Origin of the sequence: Actinomadura sp. NAK00032 (genome assembly GCF_013364275.1) — a bacterium.
Taxonomy (GTDB): domain Bacteria; phylum Actinomycetota; class Actinomycetes; order Streptosporangiales; family Streptosporangiaceae; genus Spirillospora.
Genome location: NZ_CP054932.1, coordinates 9090251 through 9105027, shown reverse-complemented (window position 1 = coordinate 9105027; position 14777 = coordinate 9090251). Strand labels below are relative to the sequence as shown.

The 14777-nt window shown below is 73.2% G+C and carries 16 protein-coding genes; 8 read left to right on the top strand and 8 right to left on the bottom strand.

Features of this window, described 5'->3' with window-relative positions; all coding sequences use genetic code 11:
• Nucleotides 1–42: 42 nt before the first annotated feature.
• Together HUT06_RS42045 and HUT06_RS42040 are read right to left on the bottom strand one after the other, a co-directional pair.
• Complete coding sequence (locus HUT06_RS42045; protein WP_176200789.1) at nucleotides 43–354, bottom strand: transcriptional regulator; 312 nt, start codon at nucleotides 352–354, stop codon at nucleotides 43–45.
• Entirely contained in the window at nucleotides 351–815 is a 465-nt protein-coding gene (locus HUT06_RS42040) for a hypothetical protein (RefSeq protein WP_176200788.1), read from the bottom strand. Before HUT06_RS42040 ends, HUT06_RS42045 begins: the two co-directional genes overlap by 4 nt.
• A 383-nt stretch (nucleotides 816–1198) precedes the next feature.
• Here HUT06_RS42040 and HUT06_RS42035 point away from each other — a divergent pair, with 383 nt between their 5' ends.
• Nucleotides 1199–2407, top strand: coding sequence for a helix-turn-helix domain-containing protein (locus tag HUT06_RS42035; protein WP_240807714.1), 1209 nt, complete (start codon nucleotides 1199–1201; stop codon nucleotides 2405–2407).
• Here the strand turns inward: HUT06_RS42035 and HUT06_RS42030 are convergent.
• Complete coding sequence (locus HUT06_RS42030) at nucleotides 2388–2660, bottom strand: hypothetical protein (RefSeq protein ID WP_176200787.1); 273 nt, start codon at nucleotides 2658–2660, stop codon at nucleotides 2388–2390. The genes HUT06_RS42035 and HUT06_RS42030 overlap by 20 nt on opposite strands.
• Before the next feature lie 185 nt (nucleotides 2661–2845).
• Between HUT06_RS42030 and HUT06_RS42025 the strand changes: the two genes are divergently transcribed.
• Together HUT06_RS42025 and HUT06_RS42020 are read left to right on the top strand one after the other, a co-directional pair.
• Complete coding sequence (locus HUT06_RS42025) at nucleotides 2846–3568, top strand: GntR family transcriptional regulator (protein WP_217711660.1); 723 nt, start codon at nucleotides 2846–2848, stop codon at nucleotides 3566–3568.
• 1 nt (nucleotide 3569) lies between these two features.
• Nucleotides 3570–4118: an NUDIX hydrolase gene (locus HUT06_RS42020; protein WP_176200785.1), complete on the top strand. Its 549-nt coding sequence runs from the start codon at nucleotides 3570–3572 to the stop codon at nucleotides 4116–4118.
• On the opposite strand, the gene HUT06_RS42015 is transcribed toward HUT06_RS42020, so the two are convergent.
• From HUT06_RS42015 to HUT06_RS42000, 4 genes are all read right to left on the bottom strand, one after another.
• The gene (locus HUT06_RS42015) at nucleotides 4096–5790 is read right to left on the bottom strand and encodes a DUF4153 domain-containing protein (RefSeq protein WP_176200784.1); all 1695 of its coding nucleotides are present in this window, start codon (nucleotides 5788–5790) and stop codon (nucleotides 4096–4098) included. The genes HUT06_RS42020 and HUT06_RS42015 overlap by 23 nt on opposite strands.
• 143 nt (nucleotides 5791–5933) lie before the next feature.
• Complete coding sequence (locus HUT06_RS42010) at nucleotides 5934–6989, bottom strand: ATP-binding protein (RefSeq protein ID WP_254715678.1); 1056 nt, start codon at nucleotides 6987–6989, stop codon at nucleotides 5934–5936.
• Nucleotides 6986–7672, bottom strand: coding sequence for a response regulator transcription factor (locus HUT06_RS42005; RefSeq protein ID WP_254715677.1), 687 nt, complete (start codon nucleotides 7670–7672; stop codon nucleotides 6986–6988). The genes HUT06_RS42010 and HUT06_RS42005 overlap by 4 nt, the downstream gene beginning before the upstream one ends.
• 64 nt (nucleotides 7673–7736) lie before the next feature.
• Nucleotides 7737–9218, bottom strand: coding sequence for a glutamate--cysteine ligase (locus HUT06_RS42000; RefSeq protein WP_176200783.1), 1482 nt, complete (start codon nucleotides 9216–9218; stop codon nucleotides 7737–7739).
• Nucleotides 9219–9349: 131 nt separating this feature from the next.
• On the opposite strand from HUT06_RS42000, the gene HUT06_RS41995 reads away from it, so the two are divergent.
• Nucleotides 9350–10801 carry a cell wall metabolism sensor histidine kinase WalK gene (locus HUT06_RS41995; RefSeq protein ID WP_176200782.1) on the top strand — a complete coding sequence of 484 codons (1452 nt, stop codon included), beginning with the start codon at nucleotides 9350–9352 and terminating at the stop codon, nucleotides 10799–10801.
• 19 nt (nucleotides 10802–10820) lie between these two features.
• Here HUT06_RS41995 and HUT06_RS41990 read toward each other — a convergent pair whose 3' ends face one another.
• The gene (locus tag HUT06_RS41990) at nucleotides 10821–11369 is read right to left on the bottom strand and encodes a YceI family protein (protein WP_176200781.1); all 549 of its coding nucleotides are present in this window, start codon (nucleotides 11367–11369) and stop codon (nucleotides 10821–10823) included.
• A 248-nt stretch (nucleotides 11370–11617) separates the two neighbouring features.
• Here HUT06_RS41990 and HUT06_RS41985 point away from each other — a divergent pair, with 248 nt between their 5' ends.
• The 4 genes from HUT06_RS41985 (at nucleotide 11618) to HUT06_RS41970 (ending at nucleotide 14658) form a co-directional block, all read left to right on the top strand.
• A complete protein-coding gene (locus tag HUT06_RS41985; protein ID WP_254715676.1) occupies nucleotides 11618–12412 on the top strand; it encodes a L,D-transpeptidase in 795 nt (264 codons plus the stop codon).
• A 54-nt stretch (nucleotides 12413–12466) separates the two neighbouring features.
• Nucleotides 12467–13192: a choice-of-anchor P family protein gene (locus HUT06_RS41980; protein WP_176200779.1), complete on the top strand. Its 726-nt coding sequence runs from the start codon at nucleotides 12467–12469 to the stop codon at nucleotides 13190–13192.
• 104 nt (nucleotides 13193–13296) lie between these two features.
• Entirely contained in the window at nucleotides 13297–14085 is a 789-nt protein-coding gene (locus HUT06_RS41975; protein WP_254715675.1) for an SAM-dependent methyltransferase, read from the top strand.
• Between the two features lie 102 nt (nucleotides 14086–14187).
• Nucleotides 14188–14658: a hypothetical protein gene (locus HUT06_RS41970; protein WP_176200778.1), complete on the top strand. Its 471-nt coding sequence runs from the start codon at nucleotides 14188–14190 to the stop codon at nucleotides 14656–14658.
• The last annotated feature ends 119 nt before the right edge of the window (nucleotides 14659–14777 follow it).

Below are 14777 nucleotides of genomic sequence, written 5' to 3'. Positions count from 1 at the left end.
TGGGCCGCTTCCTCCGGCGGCCCGCGCGGTCGGCGGTCGCGGTCAGCGGTCGTCGTCCGCCGGGGTATCGGCGAGGGGCCGCCCGACGATCCGCTGGAGCGTGGCGACGTACTCGTCGAACGCGCGGCGGCCCTCGCGGGTGAGCTTGAACCAGGTGCGGGGGCGCTTGCCGACGTAGCCCTTGCGGATCTCGACGTAGCCGGCCTTCTCCAGCGCGCTCGCGTGCTTGGACACCACCGAGTCGCTCAGGCCGAGGCTGTCGCGGATGAAGCCGAACTCGGCCTCGGTCGCGGTCGCCAGCAGGGAGACCATCTGCAGCCGCGCGGGGGTGTGGATCACCGGGTCGAGGTTCATCGGGCGACCTTCCCGGCCAGCCGCGCGAACACCATGGTCTCCGCCCGGCGGAGGGTCGCCGCGCTGTAGGCGGCGGCGACGACGCCCGCGACGGCCTTCTGCCAGACGCCCGAGTCGGCGGCCAGGCCGACGAGGAGCGGGACGACGCCCCAGACCACGAAGATCGAGATGATCCAGAGCGCCATCACGGCACCGGCCTTCGGCGTCCAGGTGCCCGGCCGGAACCTGATGCGGGTGCGGCTGGACAGCGCGGCGACGAGGCCCAGCAGCCCGGCGACCGCCGCGGCGGTGAGGCCGGCCTGGGCGGAGCCGTCCAGCTCGGTGGCGACCGCGGCCGCCGTGGCGAGGCCGATGACGCCCGGGAGGTACCACATCGGCAGCCGCTGGTCGGCGTACGCCTGCTGCTGGGTCCGCTCGATCGCGGCGAGGGCCTCGGCGGCGTCGGTGTACTGGTCGCTCATGGGGGGCTCCTGCTTGCTCAAGAAGTACTTTCCGATGAAGAAAGTACTTTCTACTTTCCGATCCGTCAAGTACTTGCTGGAGGCGTGCACGGCCGTCCCCGCGCGGACGCGGCGGGAGGTGACAGGTCTGCGGCGGGAGGTCTCGGACCTGTCGAATCTCGGTCATTCGGTCGGCCGAAGCTGGTCGAAAGTCGACCTAGACTTTGCGCCCGGGCTCGCCACGGGTCATGATTTGCCTCACATGGTTCTCATAAGTAACTAATTACCCCCTGTGTACGGCGCGCAACGCTGGGGGATGAGGAGGGGGAGAATCTGTGGCGAACGACGGTTCGACCACTAATGGGCGCCCGTGGGCGGATCTGCCGAGGGAACTGGCAGACCACATGAGGCCGCACCTCGACGAGGTGGCGGACGACATGATCCTGGAGATCCAGACGCGCGTCAGGGAGTACGACCGCCCCGGGGACGGCTCCTACTCCGGCACCCTGCGGCTCGCCGTCGAGCGCGTGCTGCACTTCTTCGTCGACCGGGTGGGCGACCCGGCGCACGACCCCGCTCCCGTGACCGACTTCTTCCGCGCCATCGGCCGCGGCGAGGCCGGCGAGGGGCGCAGCCTCGACGCCATGCAGACCGCGATGCGGGTCGGCGGCATGGTCGCGTGGCGACGGATGACCGAGGGCGCGGAGGCGCTGAAGGTGTCCCCGCGCACGCTCGGCGCCGTCGGCGAGGTGCTGATGCAGTTCCAGGACGAGCTCGCGCACGCCGCCGCCGAGGGCTTCTCGCAGGCCAAGGCCGCCGTCGCGGGCGAGATGCAGCGCCGCCGCAAGCGCCTGCTCGACCTGCTGTTCGCCGACCCGCCGGCCGCGCAGGAGGCCATCGCCGACCTCGCCGCCGCCGCGCACTGGCCCGTCCCCCGGACGGTCGCTGCGGTCGCGCTCGGCCGGCACCACCAGGACGCCCGGCAGCCCGCGTTCCCGCCGGACGTCCTCGCCGACCTGACCCGGCGCACCCCCAGCCTGATCATCCCGGACCCGGACGGCCCCGGCCGCGCCAAGCTCGTCGACCGGGCCCTGTCCGGGACGCTCGCCGTCGTCGGCCCCACGGTCCCGCTGATGGAGGCGGCGCGGTCCATCCAGTGGGCGCGCAAGACGCTGTCGCTCGTCCAGCGCGGGGTCATCGAGGCGGAGAGCGGCGTGATCCGCAGCGTGGAGCACATGTCCACGCTGATCCTGTTCCAGGACGAGGGCCTCATCACCTCGCTCGCCGACCTGCGCCTCGCGCCGCTGGCGCACCTGCGCCCGAGCCAGCAGGACCGGCTCGCCGAGACGCTGCTCGCCTGGCTCCAGTCGGGCCGCAACGCCAACGAGGTCGCGATGCGGCTGCACGTCCACCCGCAGACCGTCCGGTACCGGCTGCGCCAGCTGGAGGAGCTGTTCGGCGACCAGCTGCTCGACCCGGACCTGCGCTTCGACCTGGAGATCGTGCTGCGCGCCCGCGCGCTGCTCGCCGACAACGCGGGCGAGCGGATCATCACGCCGTCCCGGGAGGCGGTCGGCGACTCCGGCGAGGTGGTCAGCTTCCGCCGGAGCTGAGCCCCTGGGCCGGGCCCTCCGCCGCGGGTTGGACGCGGCGGAGGGAGCGCAGCCGCTCGGCGGTCGCGACGCGCTCGGCGAGCCGGGTCTGCGCGTCGCACAGCAGCCACAGCTCGCCCTCGTCCGCCGCGTGGATCTCCTCCAGGCAGCCGTTCACGAGCTGGTAGTCCGACAGCCGGGTGACCCTCGTGGCGCGCAGGCCGCCGTCCGAGCGTTCGCTGCGCCATCCGGGCATGCACATGGTCACCGACATGGTCCGGGGCTCCCTCGGTCGGCCTATGGTAGGTCTACCATAGGACTACCAAGCATCGCCCACAACGCGTTCCGCAGAACCCCAAAAGGCCGCCGGGACGGGTGGGATCTGTACGGTGTGAGGTCAATGCACCGACCCGGAGCAGGATCTGATCTGGTATGCCGCGACCCCCCACGAAGGCACAGGTGATCTCGAACGCGCTCGCCGCCCGCATCGTCGAGGGCGAGCTCGACCCGGGGTCCTGGCTGCCGTCCGAGCGGCGGCTGGCGGAGGAGTTCGGCGCCGACCGGTCCACCGTGCGGCGGGCGCTGCGGATCCTCGCCGAGGCGGGCCTGGTCCAGCTGCGGCACGGCGCGGGCGCGCAGGTCCGCACGGCGCCGCGGGTGCGGCGCGCGGCCGCCGACATCACCCGGCAGGTCGGCGAGTGGCGCGGCTTCCACGTGTCCGCGCAGACCGGCGGGCGCCGCCCGTTCACCCGCACGACCGTGACCGAGATCCGCGCCTGCGCGCGGCTCGCGCCCCGGCTGGACGTCCCCGTCGGGACGCGGGTACTGGAGCGGGCGCGCGTGCAGGGCGTGGAGGGGGAGCCGCCCGTCCAGACGGCGACGACCTGGGTGATCTGGCCCGTCGTCGAGCAGATCCCGGTGCTGCTGGAGGTCAACACCGGCCCCGGCGGCATCTACTCGCGGCTGGAGGAGGCCGGGCACCGCATCACCTTCGAGGAGGCGGTGACGTGCCGGCTGCCCCGCGCGGACGAGCAGGAGACGCTCGGCATCGGCCCGGACCAGCCCGTCCTCACGCTGTGGCGGCGCGCCTACGACCAGGACGACCGCGTCGTCGAGGTCACCCACCGGGTGGTGGTCGGCGACCGTCACGAACTCGTCTACCGCTACGGGTCGGGAGCCTGAGATGACCGAAGAGCCCGCAGTCCGCCAGGTCGCCTCGCGGATCGTCTACGAGAACCCCTGGATGGTCGTCCGGGAGGACGAGGTCGAGCGCCTGGACGGCTCGCGCGGCATCTACGGCGTCGTCGACAAACCCGACTTCGTGCTGGTCATTCCGGTCGAGGACGGCGGCTTCCACCTCGTCGAGGAGTACCGCTACCCGATCGGCAAGCGCACCTGGAGCTTCCCGCAGGGCTCGCTCCCCGACCGCCAGAGCGCCCACCCCGAACTCCTGGCCCGCCTCGAACTCGCCCAGGAGACCGGCCTGCGCGCCGGGACGCTGCGCCACCTCGGCCACCTGAACTGCTCGCACGGGACGAGCGGCCAGGGCTTCGACATCTTCGTCGCCTCCGACCTGGAGGAGGGCGAGGTCGACCGCGAGCACGAGGAGCAGGACATGCGGCAGAAATGGGTGTCCAGGGACGAGTTCAAGGCGCTCATCAGGGCGGGCCGCATCACCGACGACTCCACCCTCGCCGCCTACGCCCTGCTCACGATGGACGAGACGAGCTGAAGCAGTCCACCGAGCGGTCGGCGGGGCGCTCCTCCAGGATCCTCCTGGCCCGCGACCGCGCGAGGTTGGCGCTCATCGCCGGCTCGTTCTCTTCGAGGTCGAAGGCGATCTCGCGCAGCGCGCACGACCGCAGCGGCTCCGGCAGCGCGTCCAGCGCGGGCACCGCGTCGGCGGACAGCCCCCGCAGGTACGGGACGTCGATCTTGCCCGTCTCGGCGTGCCGGGCGACGTTGTGCTCGGCGATGAACCCGTCCGGGTTGAGCAGCGCGAGCGCGATCATCGCCGCCGCGCCGGTGCCCGCGACCGCGCGCGGCAGCCAGGCGACGCGCCCCCGCACCACGCCGGCGACGGCCACCATCACCACGACGAGGCCGAGCCACAGCTCGAACGCGTGCACCCACAGCCGCAGCCGCGTCCAGCCGAACGTCTCCTCGTACAGGTAGAGGCGGCGCAGCGCGACCGCGACGACGACGAGCGTCAGCGCGCACAGCAGCCCCAGCAGCACCCGGACGGTCACGTCGTCGCCCCGGCCCCCGGCCGGCGCGTAGCGCTTGGCGACGGCGACGACCACCAGCACCAGCACGGTCACGACGACGAGCTGGAAGAACCCCTGCCGCGCGTACTCGGCGTAGGTGAGGCCGGTCGAGCGCAGCAGCTCGTCCTTGTCGTCGGCGAGGAACACCCCGGCCTGGATCGCGCAGAACAGCAGGAACAGCAGGTCGAGCGCCGCGATCGGCACCGCCCACGACCAGCGCCCGGCGGGCCTGCCGCGCTCGGGGGTCAGCATGCGCAGCGGCGGCGGCGACTGGCCGAGGTAGGCCCCGGCGGACGCCACCGCCATCGTCACGACGCCGGTGGCCGCGTAGAGGACCACCGAGAACGGCGACACCTCGGGGACGAGGCCCGAGGCGAGGCTGCCGAACGCCGCGTCCGCCCCGACGAACAGCGCGCCGAACACCGCGAGCAGCCCGCCCGCGACGAGGGACGTCCGGATGACCGGCCACGCCTTGCTCTTGTCGGACGTGACCGTCTCGAAAGCGCTCTCCCCCACCCACGGCAGCATGGCGATGCCCGCCGGCGCGACCGCGATCCCGCCGAGCAGGACCTCCGCCCACGACCGCCCGCCGGACGCCGCGTACGACCCGGTGGCGACGGCGAGCATCAGCGCGGGCACGACGACCCACTCCGCCTCCCGCAGCGCGACGGTCGAGGCCAGGCCGAGGGCGAGCAGCCCGAACACGATCGCCGTCCGGTTGACCCGCGTCCCCCGCTTCCCGGCGCCGGGCCGCACCATCCGTCCCGCCGACCACGCCGACGCCGCCGCCACGTACGCGACGGCCACGGAGGCGATGACGACCCCGACGCCGAACAGCCCCTCCCGCAACTGCGGCCCGACCGCGACGGCCCCGATCACCCCGGCGATCAGCGTGCCCGCCATCAACGACGGCGCCATCGGCCGCACCGGCCGCTTCCACGCCTTCAGCGCCTTCTCGAGCTTGGTGGGCGCGTAGACGACCGGCGCCGCCGCATATCCCGGCCGCGCCCCGTAGACCGGCGGCCCCTGATGAGCCGGATAACCCACCGCCCCCGGCGGCGGCGGGGGAGCGACCGCCGCCCCGCGCGCCCCTTCGGCGCCCACACCGGACGTCCCGCCAGGCTCCGCGCCGGGCATGCCACCAGGCTCCGCGACGGGCGCCCCGCTCGGCTTGGCGCTGGGCGTCTGGTCGGCGGCGGGGGGTGGCGTCCGGTCCGCTGCATCTCCCGGACCGGTGTCCGGCTTTGGTGCGGGTTCGTCGGGTGTTTCGGGGGTGGAGGTCATGTGGGGTCTCCGGTGGGTGGGGGGATCAGGACGCGGATGCGGCAGCCGGTCGGGGTGTCCAGGACGGTGATGTCGCCGCCGTGCAGGTCCACGGCCCAGTTCGCGATGGCGAGGCCGAGGCCGGTGCCGCCGCCGGGGGTGCCGGCGCGGGTGCCGGACGCGGCGCCGCGGGAGAAGCGCTCGAACACGCGGGCGCGCTCTTCGGGGGGAATGCCGGGTCCTTCATCGGCTACTTCGATGATCAGTCCGCCCGGGAGGTTCGCGGGACGCGCGGTGACGGTGACGGGGCGGCCGTCCGGGCCGTGCCGGGCGGCGTTGTCGAGCAGGTTCGCGACGATCTGGTGCAGGCGGTCGCGGTCGGCGACGGCGTGCAGGCCGGGGGCCACGTCGGTGGCGAAGACGGCCTCCGGGTGCCCGGCGCGGGCCTCGGCGGTGACGCCGTCCACGAACTCGGCGACGTCGATGTCGGCCAGGTCGAGGACGGCCGCGCCGGCCTCGGCGCGGGACAGGTCGAGCAGCTGGGTGACGAGCCGCCCGAGCCGCTCGGTCTGGTCGAGCGCGGATTCCAGGACGTCGGGCGTCGCCGGGGTGACGCCGTCCGCGACGTTCTCCAGGACGGCGCGCAGCGCGCTGATCGGGGTGCGCAGCTCGTGCGAGACGTTGGCGACGAAGTCGCGGCGCTGCCGCTCCACCTCGGCGAGGTCGGCGGCCATCCGGTTGAACGCCTGCGCCAGCTCGCCGACCTCGTCCCGCGACGTGGCCCGCACCCGGCGGCTGTAGTCGCCGCGCGCCATCGCCCGTGCCGCCGCCGTCATCTCCCGGAGCGGCGCGGTCATCCCGTGCGCGAGGAGCTGTATCACGACGAGGGAGATCAGCACGCCGACCGGCATCGTCTGCCGCGCGCGGAACCCCAGCGGGTACCCCCACAGCACGATCAGCACGGCGACGCACGCGGTCACGACGACCACGACGCCGAACTTGACCTTGATCGACCGGAGCGGGTCCAGGGGGCGGGGCAGCCGCGCCCACAGCCGGTGGACGATCGGGGTCACGGCGCCGGCTCCAGGCTGTACCCGACGCCGTGCACGGTGCGGATCAGCTCCTGCCCCAGCTTGCGGCGCAGCGCCTTCACGTGGCTGTCGACGACGCGGGTCCCGGAGGCGTCCGCCCAGTCCCACACCTGCTCCAGCAGGACGGCGCGGGTCAGCACCGCCCCGCGGTTGCGCAGCAGGCAGGTGAGCAGGTCGAACTCGGTGGGGGTGAGGTGCACCTCGCGGCCGTCCCGGCGGACGCGGCGGGCGCGCTCGTCGATCTCCAGCGCCCCGAGCCGCACGGCACCGTCGGACGCCTCCATGGCGGGCCGCTCCACGCGCCGCAGCACCGCCCGGATGCGGGCGACCAGCTCGCGCATGCTGAACGGCTTGGTCACGTAGTCGTCGGCGCCGACGCCGAGGCCCACGAGCAGGTCCGTCTCGTCGTCGCGCGCGGTGAGCATGAGCACCGGCACGGGACGTTCGGCCTGGACGCGGCGGCACACCTCCAGGCCGTCGAAGCCGGGCAGCATCACGTCCAGCACGATGAGGTGCGGCTCGTACGAGCGCGCACGCTCGACCGCCGAGGGTCCGTCCCCGGCGGTCTCCACGCCGAAGCCCTCGGCGGCCAGCCGGTCCGCCACGGCGCGCGCGATCGTCGGCTCGTCCTCGACCACGAGGACGCGAGTCTCATTACCCGTCACGGGACCAGACTCTAGGAGTCCGGTATGTGTGCGCCGGGCATGGAATGTGGAGGAGCCGTGAAGATCAGGGCCCGGTGGGCCACATATGGACGGGGGTGTTCGCGCGCATGTGCTCGGTGTAGGAGCGGGTCATCATGCGGAGCGCGTCGTGGCGGGACGTGCCGGACGACTCCTCGATGGCGTTGACGGTGGCGATCTGCCAGGCGGCGCCGGTCTGCCCGGTGACGCAGCGCCGCTCGATGATGCCGAGGAGCCGGTCGCGGCGGGCGGGGTCGACGCCCCACCGGTCCAGGCCCTCGTGGGCGAGCGGCAGGAGCTTGCGGAGGACGAGTTCGGCGGCGGGCACCTCGCCCATGCCGGGCCAGTAGAGGGTCGAGTCGAGGCCGTCGCGGGCGGCGCGGTGCAGGTTCTCCTCGGCGGTGGCGAAGGACATCCGGGTCCAGACGGGACGGTCGGCCTCGGCGAGCATCCGGACGACGCCGTAGTAGAAGGCGCCGTTGGCGACGACGTCGGCGACGGTCGGCCCGGCGGGCAGCACGCGGTTCTCGACGCGCAGGTGCGGGCGGCCTTTCACGACCGCGTAGATGGGGCGGTTCCAGCGGTAGATCGTGCCGTTGTGCAGGGTCAGCTCGCCGAGTTCGGGGATGCGGCCGTCCTCCAGGACGTCCCGGGGCTCCTCGTCGTCGCACAGCGGCAGCAGCGACGGGAAGTAGCGGGTGTTCTCCTCGAACAGGTCGAACACGGAGGTGATCCAGCGCTCGCCGAACCAGACCCGGGGCCGGACGCCCTGCGTCTTCAACTCGTCCGGGCGGGTGTCGGTGGCCTGCTCGAACAGCGTGATCCGGGTCTCGTGCCAGAGCCGGTGCCCGAACAGGAACGGGGAGTTGGCGCCCATCGCGACCTGCGGGCCGGCGATGGCCTGGGCGGCGTTCCAGTACGCGCCGAACTGGTCGGGGCTGACCTGGAGGTGGAACTGGACGCTGGTGCAGGCGGCCTCGGGGATGATCGTGTCGGCGTGCATGCGCAGCGGATCGCGCCCGTCGATCGCGATGCGCATCTCCTCGCCGCGGGCGGCGAAGATCTGGTCGTTCAGCATCTTGTAGCGGGCGTTGGCGGAGAGGGTCTCCTCGCCGATGTCGGTGCGCCGCAGGGTCGGCAGGATGCCGATCATGAGGAGCCGGCCGCCGACCTCGGTGGCGCGGTCGTCGGCGTGCCGCAGGTGGTCGCGGACCTCGGCCTCCAGCTCGCCGGTGCCCTCCCCGCCGAGCTCGCGCGGCGGGATGTTGATCTCCAGGTTGAACTGGCCGAGCTCGGTCGCCCAGGCCGGGTCGGCGATCGCCTTGAGGACGTCCGCGTTGCGCATCAGCGGGTCGCCGAGCGCGTCGATCAGGTTGAGCTCGATCTCCAGCCCGATGTGGGGGCGTTCGAAGTCGAACTGGGATTCGCCCAGCATGCGGGCCAGCACGTCGAGGCACCTGCGCACTTTGTCGCGGTACCGCCGCCGGTCCTCGCCGCTGATGGTGACCGAAGCCACGTCCCTGCCCATGTGTCCGTCCCTGTGCTTCGGAGGAACCGTCATAAAACGGGATGTCCCGGTAAGCGAAGGCGAAAACCCGGCATCCATGTTGGGACTCCCCGTTGGTGAGCGATGGATAACGTGTCTCCCCGGGAGGGCCCATGCGCATGCGCCCCCGGTCCATCCGGGCCCGGGACACGCTCGTCGCCGCCGTCATCGCCGCGTTCGTGCTCGGCATCACGGCGGCCGGCGTCGACGTCGCCGTGCGCGTCGACGTCAAGGCTGATCTCCTGCGGCAGACGCAGGTGGACGCGCGCCGGGTCAGCGGCGGCGTCCGCGACGGGTCGCTGGAGGGCGCGATCCCCGACGACACCGGAGGCCGCCTCCACATCCAGGTCGTCGAGCCCGGCGGGCGGGTGACGAACGCCACGCCCGGCGAGGCGCGGCGGCCGCCGGTGAGCAGACTCTGGCCGTCGAGCAACCTGCGCGTGCGCGACTTCACCGTGTGCGACGGCACCTGGCCGCGCCGGGAGTGCTTCGTCGTCGAGGCGATCCGGGTCAGCACCGCGCCGGACTCCGTCGTCGTGTACGCCGCGGAGCGGCTGCCGTCCTACTTGGTGAACGGAGTGCTGGAAGGCGTGCTCGGCGCCGCCGTGCTGCTGCTCGCCGGGGGCGTCGCGTGGATCACCTGGCGGATCGTCGGCCGCACCCTCGGCCCGGTCGAGGCGATCCGCGCGCAGCTCGCCGAGATCAGCGCCACCGACCTCAGCCGGCGCGTCCCGCAGCCGGCCGGCGAGGACGAGATCGCGCAGCTCGCCCGTACCGCGAACGCGACGCTCGACCGGCTGGAGCGCGCCGTCGGGCGGCAGCGCCAGTTCGCCTCCGACGCCTCGCACGAGCTGCGCACGCCGATCGCCGGCCTCCGGGCGAACCTGGAGGACGCCGCGATGCACCCGGGCGACACCGACCTGGAGGAGGTCGTCCGGTCGGCGCTGCGCGACACCGACCGGCTGGAGTCGATCGTCACCGACCTGCTGCTGCTCGCCCGCATCGGCACCGGCGGGACGGCGGTCCAGGAGCCGATCGACCTGGCCGCGCTCGCCGGCGCGGAGCTGCGCCGCCGCGCGTTCCCGGTGCGGATCGCCACGGACCTGTCCGCGGGCGTCCCGGTGCGCGGGGTGCGGATGCAGCTCGTCCGGCTGCTCGGCAACCTGCTCGACAACGCCGAGCGGTTCGCCGGGTCGGCCATCACGGTGGAGGTGCGGCGGGAGGACGGGCAGGCGCTGCTCGCCGTCACCGACGACGGGCCGGGCATCCCGGCCGCCGACCGGGAGCGCGTGTTCCAGCGCTTCACCCGGCTCGACACCGCCCGCAGCCGGGACGCCGGCGGCACCGGCCTCGGCCTCGCGATCGCCCGCGAGATCGCGCGGGCGCACGGCGGGACGCTGCACGTCGAGGAGCACCGCGCCGCCGGTGCCCGGTTCGCGCTCCGGCTGCCGCTCGTCCCGCCCCAGGGACGCGAGAAGGCCCAGGGACGCGAGAAGGGCCAGGGACGCGAGAAGGGCCAGGGACGCGAGAAGGGCCGCCCGAAATCGGACGGCCCTTCTCGCTGAAGCTGGGTGCGGGAGACGGTCAGGCGCGGACGGCCTGGACCTCCAGCTGGATGTCGACCTTGTCGCTGAGCAGGGCCTTCTCGCCCTTCAGCGGGACGTTGAACTCGATGCCCCAGTCCTTGCGGTTGATCGAGGTCTCGGCGGAGAAGCCGGCGCGCGTCCCGCCCCAGGGGTCCTCGGCGACGCCGTTGAACTCCACGGACAGGGTGACCGGGCGGGTGACGCCCTTGATGGTCAGGTCGCCGTCCAGGAAGTACTCGCCGCCCTCGGCCCGCACGCCCTTGGTCGCGAAGGTCATTGTGGGGTGCTTCTCGACGTCGAGGACGTCGGAGGTGCGCACGTGCGCGTCCCGGTCGGCGTTGCGGGTGTCGAGCGAGCCGACCTGGATCTCGGCCGTCGCGGTCGACGCGGCGAGGTCCTCGGCGATCTGCACCGAGCCGGTGAACTCGGTGAACGTGCCGCGCACCTTGGTCATCAGGTGCCGGATCACGAAGGTGACCTCGGAGTGCCCGGGGTCGATGTTCCAGGTCCCGGCGGTCAGCTCGGGGGCGACGGCGGCGATGCTCATGGTGACTCCCGTAGTGGTCGGTGATGCTTGGTGCTTGAAACTTCAACGACTCGTCGAAGGTTAGTTGAGGGTTCAAACACCTGTCAATCCCGGATTGTTCCACGCGCCGCGCGGTGGCTCACGGGCGAGGGGTGGTTCACCGACCGCAACTTGGTCCATACAGCGTGCAACCCCCGGTGCGCCTCATGCGTAATCAGCGGGCACAGAGGCGAGCCGGAGTCCCTCCGGCGGGATCACTTGGAGTCTTCGTGAGCGATGCACCACCGCGCGCCGCCCGTCCGGCGGCCGGGGCCGCGGTCCCGGCCGTCCTGCTGGCGGCGGCCCTGCTCCTGACCGGCTGCGGCGGCGGGAGCAAGCCCGACCCGGCGAAGGCCGCGCCGGTCAAGGGCACGACCGCGCTGCCGCAGGCGACCACCTACACGACCCTGGACGACCTGCCGACGGACACCTCGGCCACCGCGGGCAACGGGACGGTGGTGCACCCCGAGGCCGCGACCCCGATCTCGGCCAAGCCAGGCGCGCCCGCCGTGGCCGAGCTGCCGAGCACCCAGCTCAAGGGCCCCACCTGGGTGCCCGTCGTCGAGTCCCGGCCCGGCTGGCGCCGCGTGCTGCTGCCGAGCCGCCCGAACGGCGTGACGGGCTGGATCCCCGACACCGGCCTGAAGGCCGCCCGCAGCGGCCACGTCGTCAAGGTCGACCTGAGCGACCGCAAGATGGCGCTCTACGACGCGGGCCGCAAGGTCGGCGCCTGGACCGTGGCCGTCGGCGCGCCCAAGACGCCCACCCCCACCGGGCGGACGTTCATGCTCGCCTCGCTCGCCCCCGCGAAACCGACCTACAGCCCGCTGATCCTGCCGGTCGGCGCGCACTCCGACACGCTCGACACCTTCGGCGGAGGACCCGGCACGGTCGCCTTCCACGGCTGGCCGTCCAAGGACGTCTTCGGCAAGGCCGTCACGCACGGCTGCGTCCGCGTCCCGGCGGACGCGCTGAAGCACCTGGCCAAGGTGCCGCTCGGTACGCCCGTCCTGGTCACCGCCTGACCCAGACCTCCGGCCGCCAGGCCGGTCCCCTTCACCCCCGACTTAGGAGAAACCGTGCGTTTGCAGACACTCACCAAGGCCGTCGCCGTCGCCGGGGCGCTGGCCCTGCCCTTCGGCCTGGCCCCGGCCGCGTCCGCCACCAGCGGCGGAACCGGCTCCGCCACCGCGATCTCCGCGACCGGCCCGGTCGCGATCCCGGCGACCCCGACGGTCACGTCGTCCGCCCAGCAGCCGGCCCGCAAGAGCCTCGCCGAGCTGCCCGCGAACCCCCTCGTGGAGGCGGGCCTGCTGAACGTCGCCGCCTGGTCCGGCCACGGCCGCGCGTCCGTCGCCGACCTGAAGGTGCCCAAGCTCGGCCTGTCCGCGCACGCCGTCACCGCCAAGTGCGAGAACGGCAACGGCGTCTCGCACCTGACGAAGGCGACGCTCAACGGGCGGACGCTGAAGCTCGGCGCGACGCCCAACACCACGATCAACGCCGACCTGAAGGGCCTCGGCACCGCCGCGATCACGCTGAACAAGCACGTCAAGGACAAGGACGGCAGCCTCACGATCACCGCCATCGAGGTGGTCGCGACGCTGGCCGGCAAGACGCAGACGCTCAGCATCGCGTCCGTCACCTGCGGCAAGGCCGGCAAGCCCGGCAAGCCCGGCGAGCCCGAGCAGCCCGGCACGCCGACCAGCCCGCCGTCGAAGACCCCGGCCCCCGCCCCGTCGGCACCGACCAGCCCGGCCCCCGCGCCGACCCCGGTGCCCGGCGACCTCCCGGTGACCGGCTGACACACCCCTCCCGGTGGCGTGCGGGGTGGTCCACATCCGGCCACCCCGCCCCGCCGCCGAGGACGCCGCACGGCCGCCGGCCCGCCCGACCTAGAATCCGGCTCGTGGACGGCGACGCGCTCAAATCGCACATCCCGCACTCCGCGCGGGTCTGGAACTACCTGCTGGGCGGCAAGGACAACTTCGAGGCCGACCGCCGGGCCGCCGAGCACTCCATCAGCCTGAAACCCGACATGGTCGAGCAGGCCCGCGCCGACCGGGCGTTCCTCGGCCGGGCCGTCCGGTACCTGGCGGGCGACCAGGGCGTCCGCCAGTTCCTCGATATCGGCACCGGACTGCCCACGGCCGAGAACACGCACCAGGTCGCGCAGCGCGTCGCCCCCGATTGCCGCATCGTCTACGTCGACCACGACCCCCTGGTGCTGGCGCACGCGCGGGCCCTGCTGGCCAGCAGCGCGGAGGGAGAGTGCCACTACATCGACGCCGACCTGCACGACCCGGACGGGATCCTCGCGAAGGCCGGAACCCTGCTCGATCTCACCCGCCCGGTCGCCGTCATGCTCGTCGGCATCCTGCACCACGTCGAGGGCGCCGAGGACTCCCACGCGGTCGTCCGGCGGCTGATGGCGGCCGTGCCGTCCGGCAGCCGCCTGGTCGTCAACCACCCGACCAGCGTCGTCCACGGCGAACGGTCGGAGCGGAGCGCCCGCACCTGGAACGAGTCCGGCGGCAGGCCGACCGTCACCCTGCGCACCCCCGCCGAGATCGCCGCGTACTTCGACGGCCTCGAACTGGACGAGCCGGGCGTGGTCTCCTGCTCCCGCTGGCGCCCGGAACCCGCCGTCCGCGAACCCGAAGTGGACGCCTTCTGCGCCGTCGGCCGCAAGCCCTAGAGCGACGGCGATGGCGCACGCCACACCACTCCCGCCTTGTATTTACACAGTCGTCCTTGTAAAAAAGTAAGAAATAGGACCGCGGGAGCCTGGCGGGTGCACATGTCTCATGGAGTCGAGGTCGTTCTCGCCTGCGTCCTCGTCCTGGCCTCGGCCGTGTGGGTCGGCGGATTCGTGGCGATCGGCGTGGTCGCGCGGGTCAGCGTCCAGACGCTCGGTCCCGGCGACCGGGTCGCGTTCTTCCGCGCGCTGGGCCGCCTGTACCTGGGCGTCGGAACCGGCGCGCTCGTCCTGGCTCTGGCCAGCGGCGCGGCCCTGGTCGCCGACCGCCCGTGGGACGGCACACTCACCGCCACCGCCGTCCTGGCCGCCGCCCTCATCGCGGCACTCGCCTTCGGCGTCCTCCAGGCCCGCCGAATGACCCGCCTTCGCCGCAGCGCCCTGGCCCACCCGGATGACGCCACGCTGACGGCCCGCGTACGCACCGGAGCCCGCAACGCCGGCCTCCTGCGCGCCTCCATCGGCCTGCTCAGCCTCGCCCTGGTAATCCTCGGCACGGTCCTGGCGACCTGACCCGCCAGGTCGGGCACCGCTCACGTGCTCGGCTCGGCTCAGGCGAAGAGGGCGGCGAGGCCGGGGGTGAAGTCGCTCGCCCGGGCGCCCAAGATGGTCCGTTGCAGGACGAACCCGGG

Excerpts from the sequence above, each read along its gene's own strand:
- HUT06_RS42045 (WP_176200789.1), bottom strand. The coding sequence starts at position 354 with ATGAACCTCGACCCGGTGATCCACACCCCCGCGCGGCTGCAGATGGTC.
- HUT06_RS42040 (WP_176200788.1), bottom strand. The coding sequence starts at position 815 with ATGAGCGACCAGTACACCGACGCCGCCGAGGCCCTCGCCGCGATCGAG.
- HUT06_RS42035 (WP_240807714.1), top strand. The coding sequence starts at position 1,199 with ATGAGGCCGCACCTCGACGAGGTGGCGGACGACATGATCCTGGAGATC.
- HUT06_RS42030 (WP_176200787.1), bottom strand. The coding sequence starts at position 2,660 with ATGTCGGTGACCATGTGCATGCCCGGATGGCGCAGCGAACGCTCGGAC.
- HUT06_RS42020 (WP_176200785.1), top strand. The coding sequence starts at position 3,570 with ATGACCGAAGAGCCCGCAGTCCGCCAGGTCGCCTCGCGGATCGTCTAC.
- HUT06_RS42015 (WP_176200784.1), bottom strand. The coding sequence starts at position 5,790 with ATGCCCGGCGCGGAGCCTGGCGGGACGTCCGGTGTGGGCGCCGAAGGG.
- HUT06_RS42000 (WP_176200783.1), bottom strand. The coding sequence starts at position 9,218 with ATGGGCAGGGACGTGGCTTCGGTCACCATCAGCGGCGAGGACCGGCGG.
- HUT06_RS41995 (WP_176200782.1), top strand. The coding sequence starts at position 9,350 with ATGCGCATGCGCCCCCGGTCCATCCGGGCCCGGGACACGCTCGTCGCC.
- HUT06_RS41990 (WP_176200781.1), bottom strand. The coding sequence starts at position 11,369 with ATGAGCATCGCCGCCGTCGCCCCCGAGCTGACCGCCGGGACCTGGAAC.
- HUT06_RS41970 (WP_176200778.1), top strand. The coding sequence starts at position 14,188 with ATGTCTCATGGAGTCGAGGTCGTTCTCGCCTGCGTCCTCGTCCTGGCC.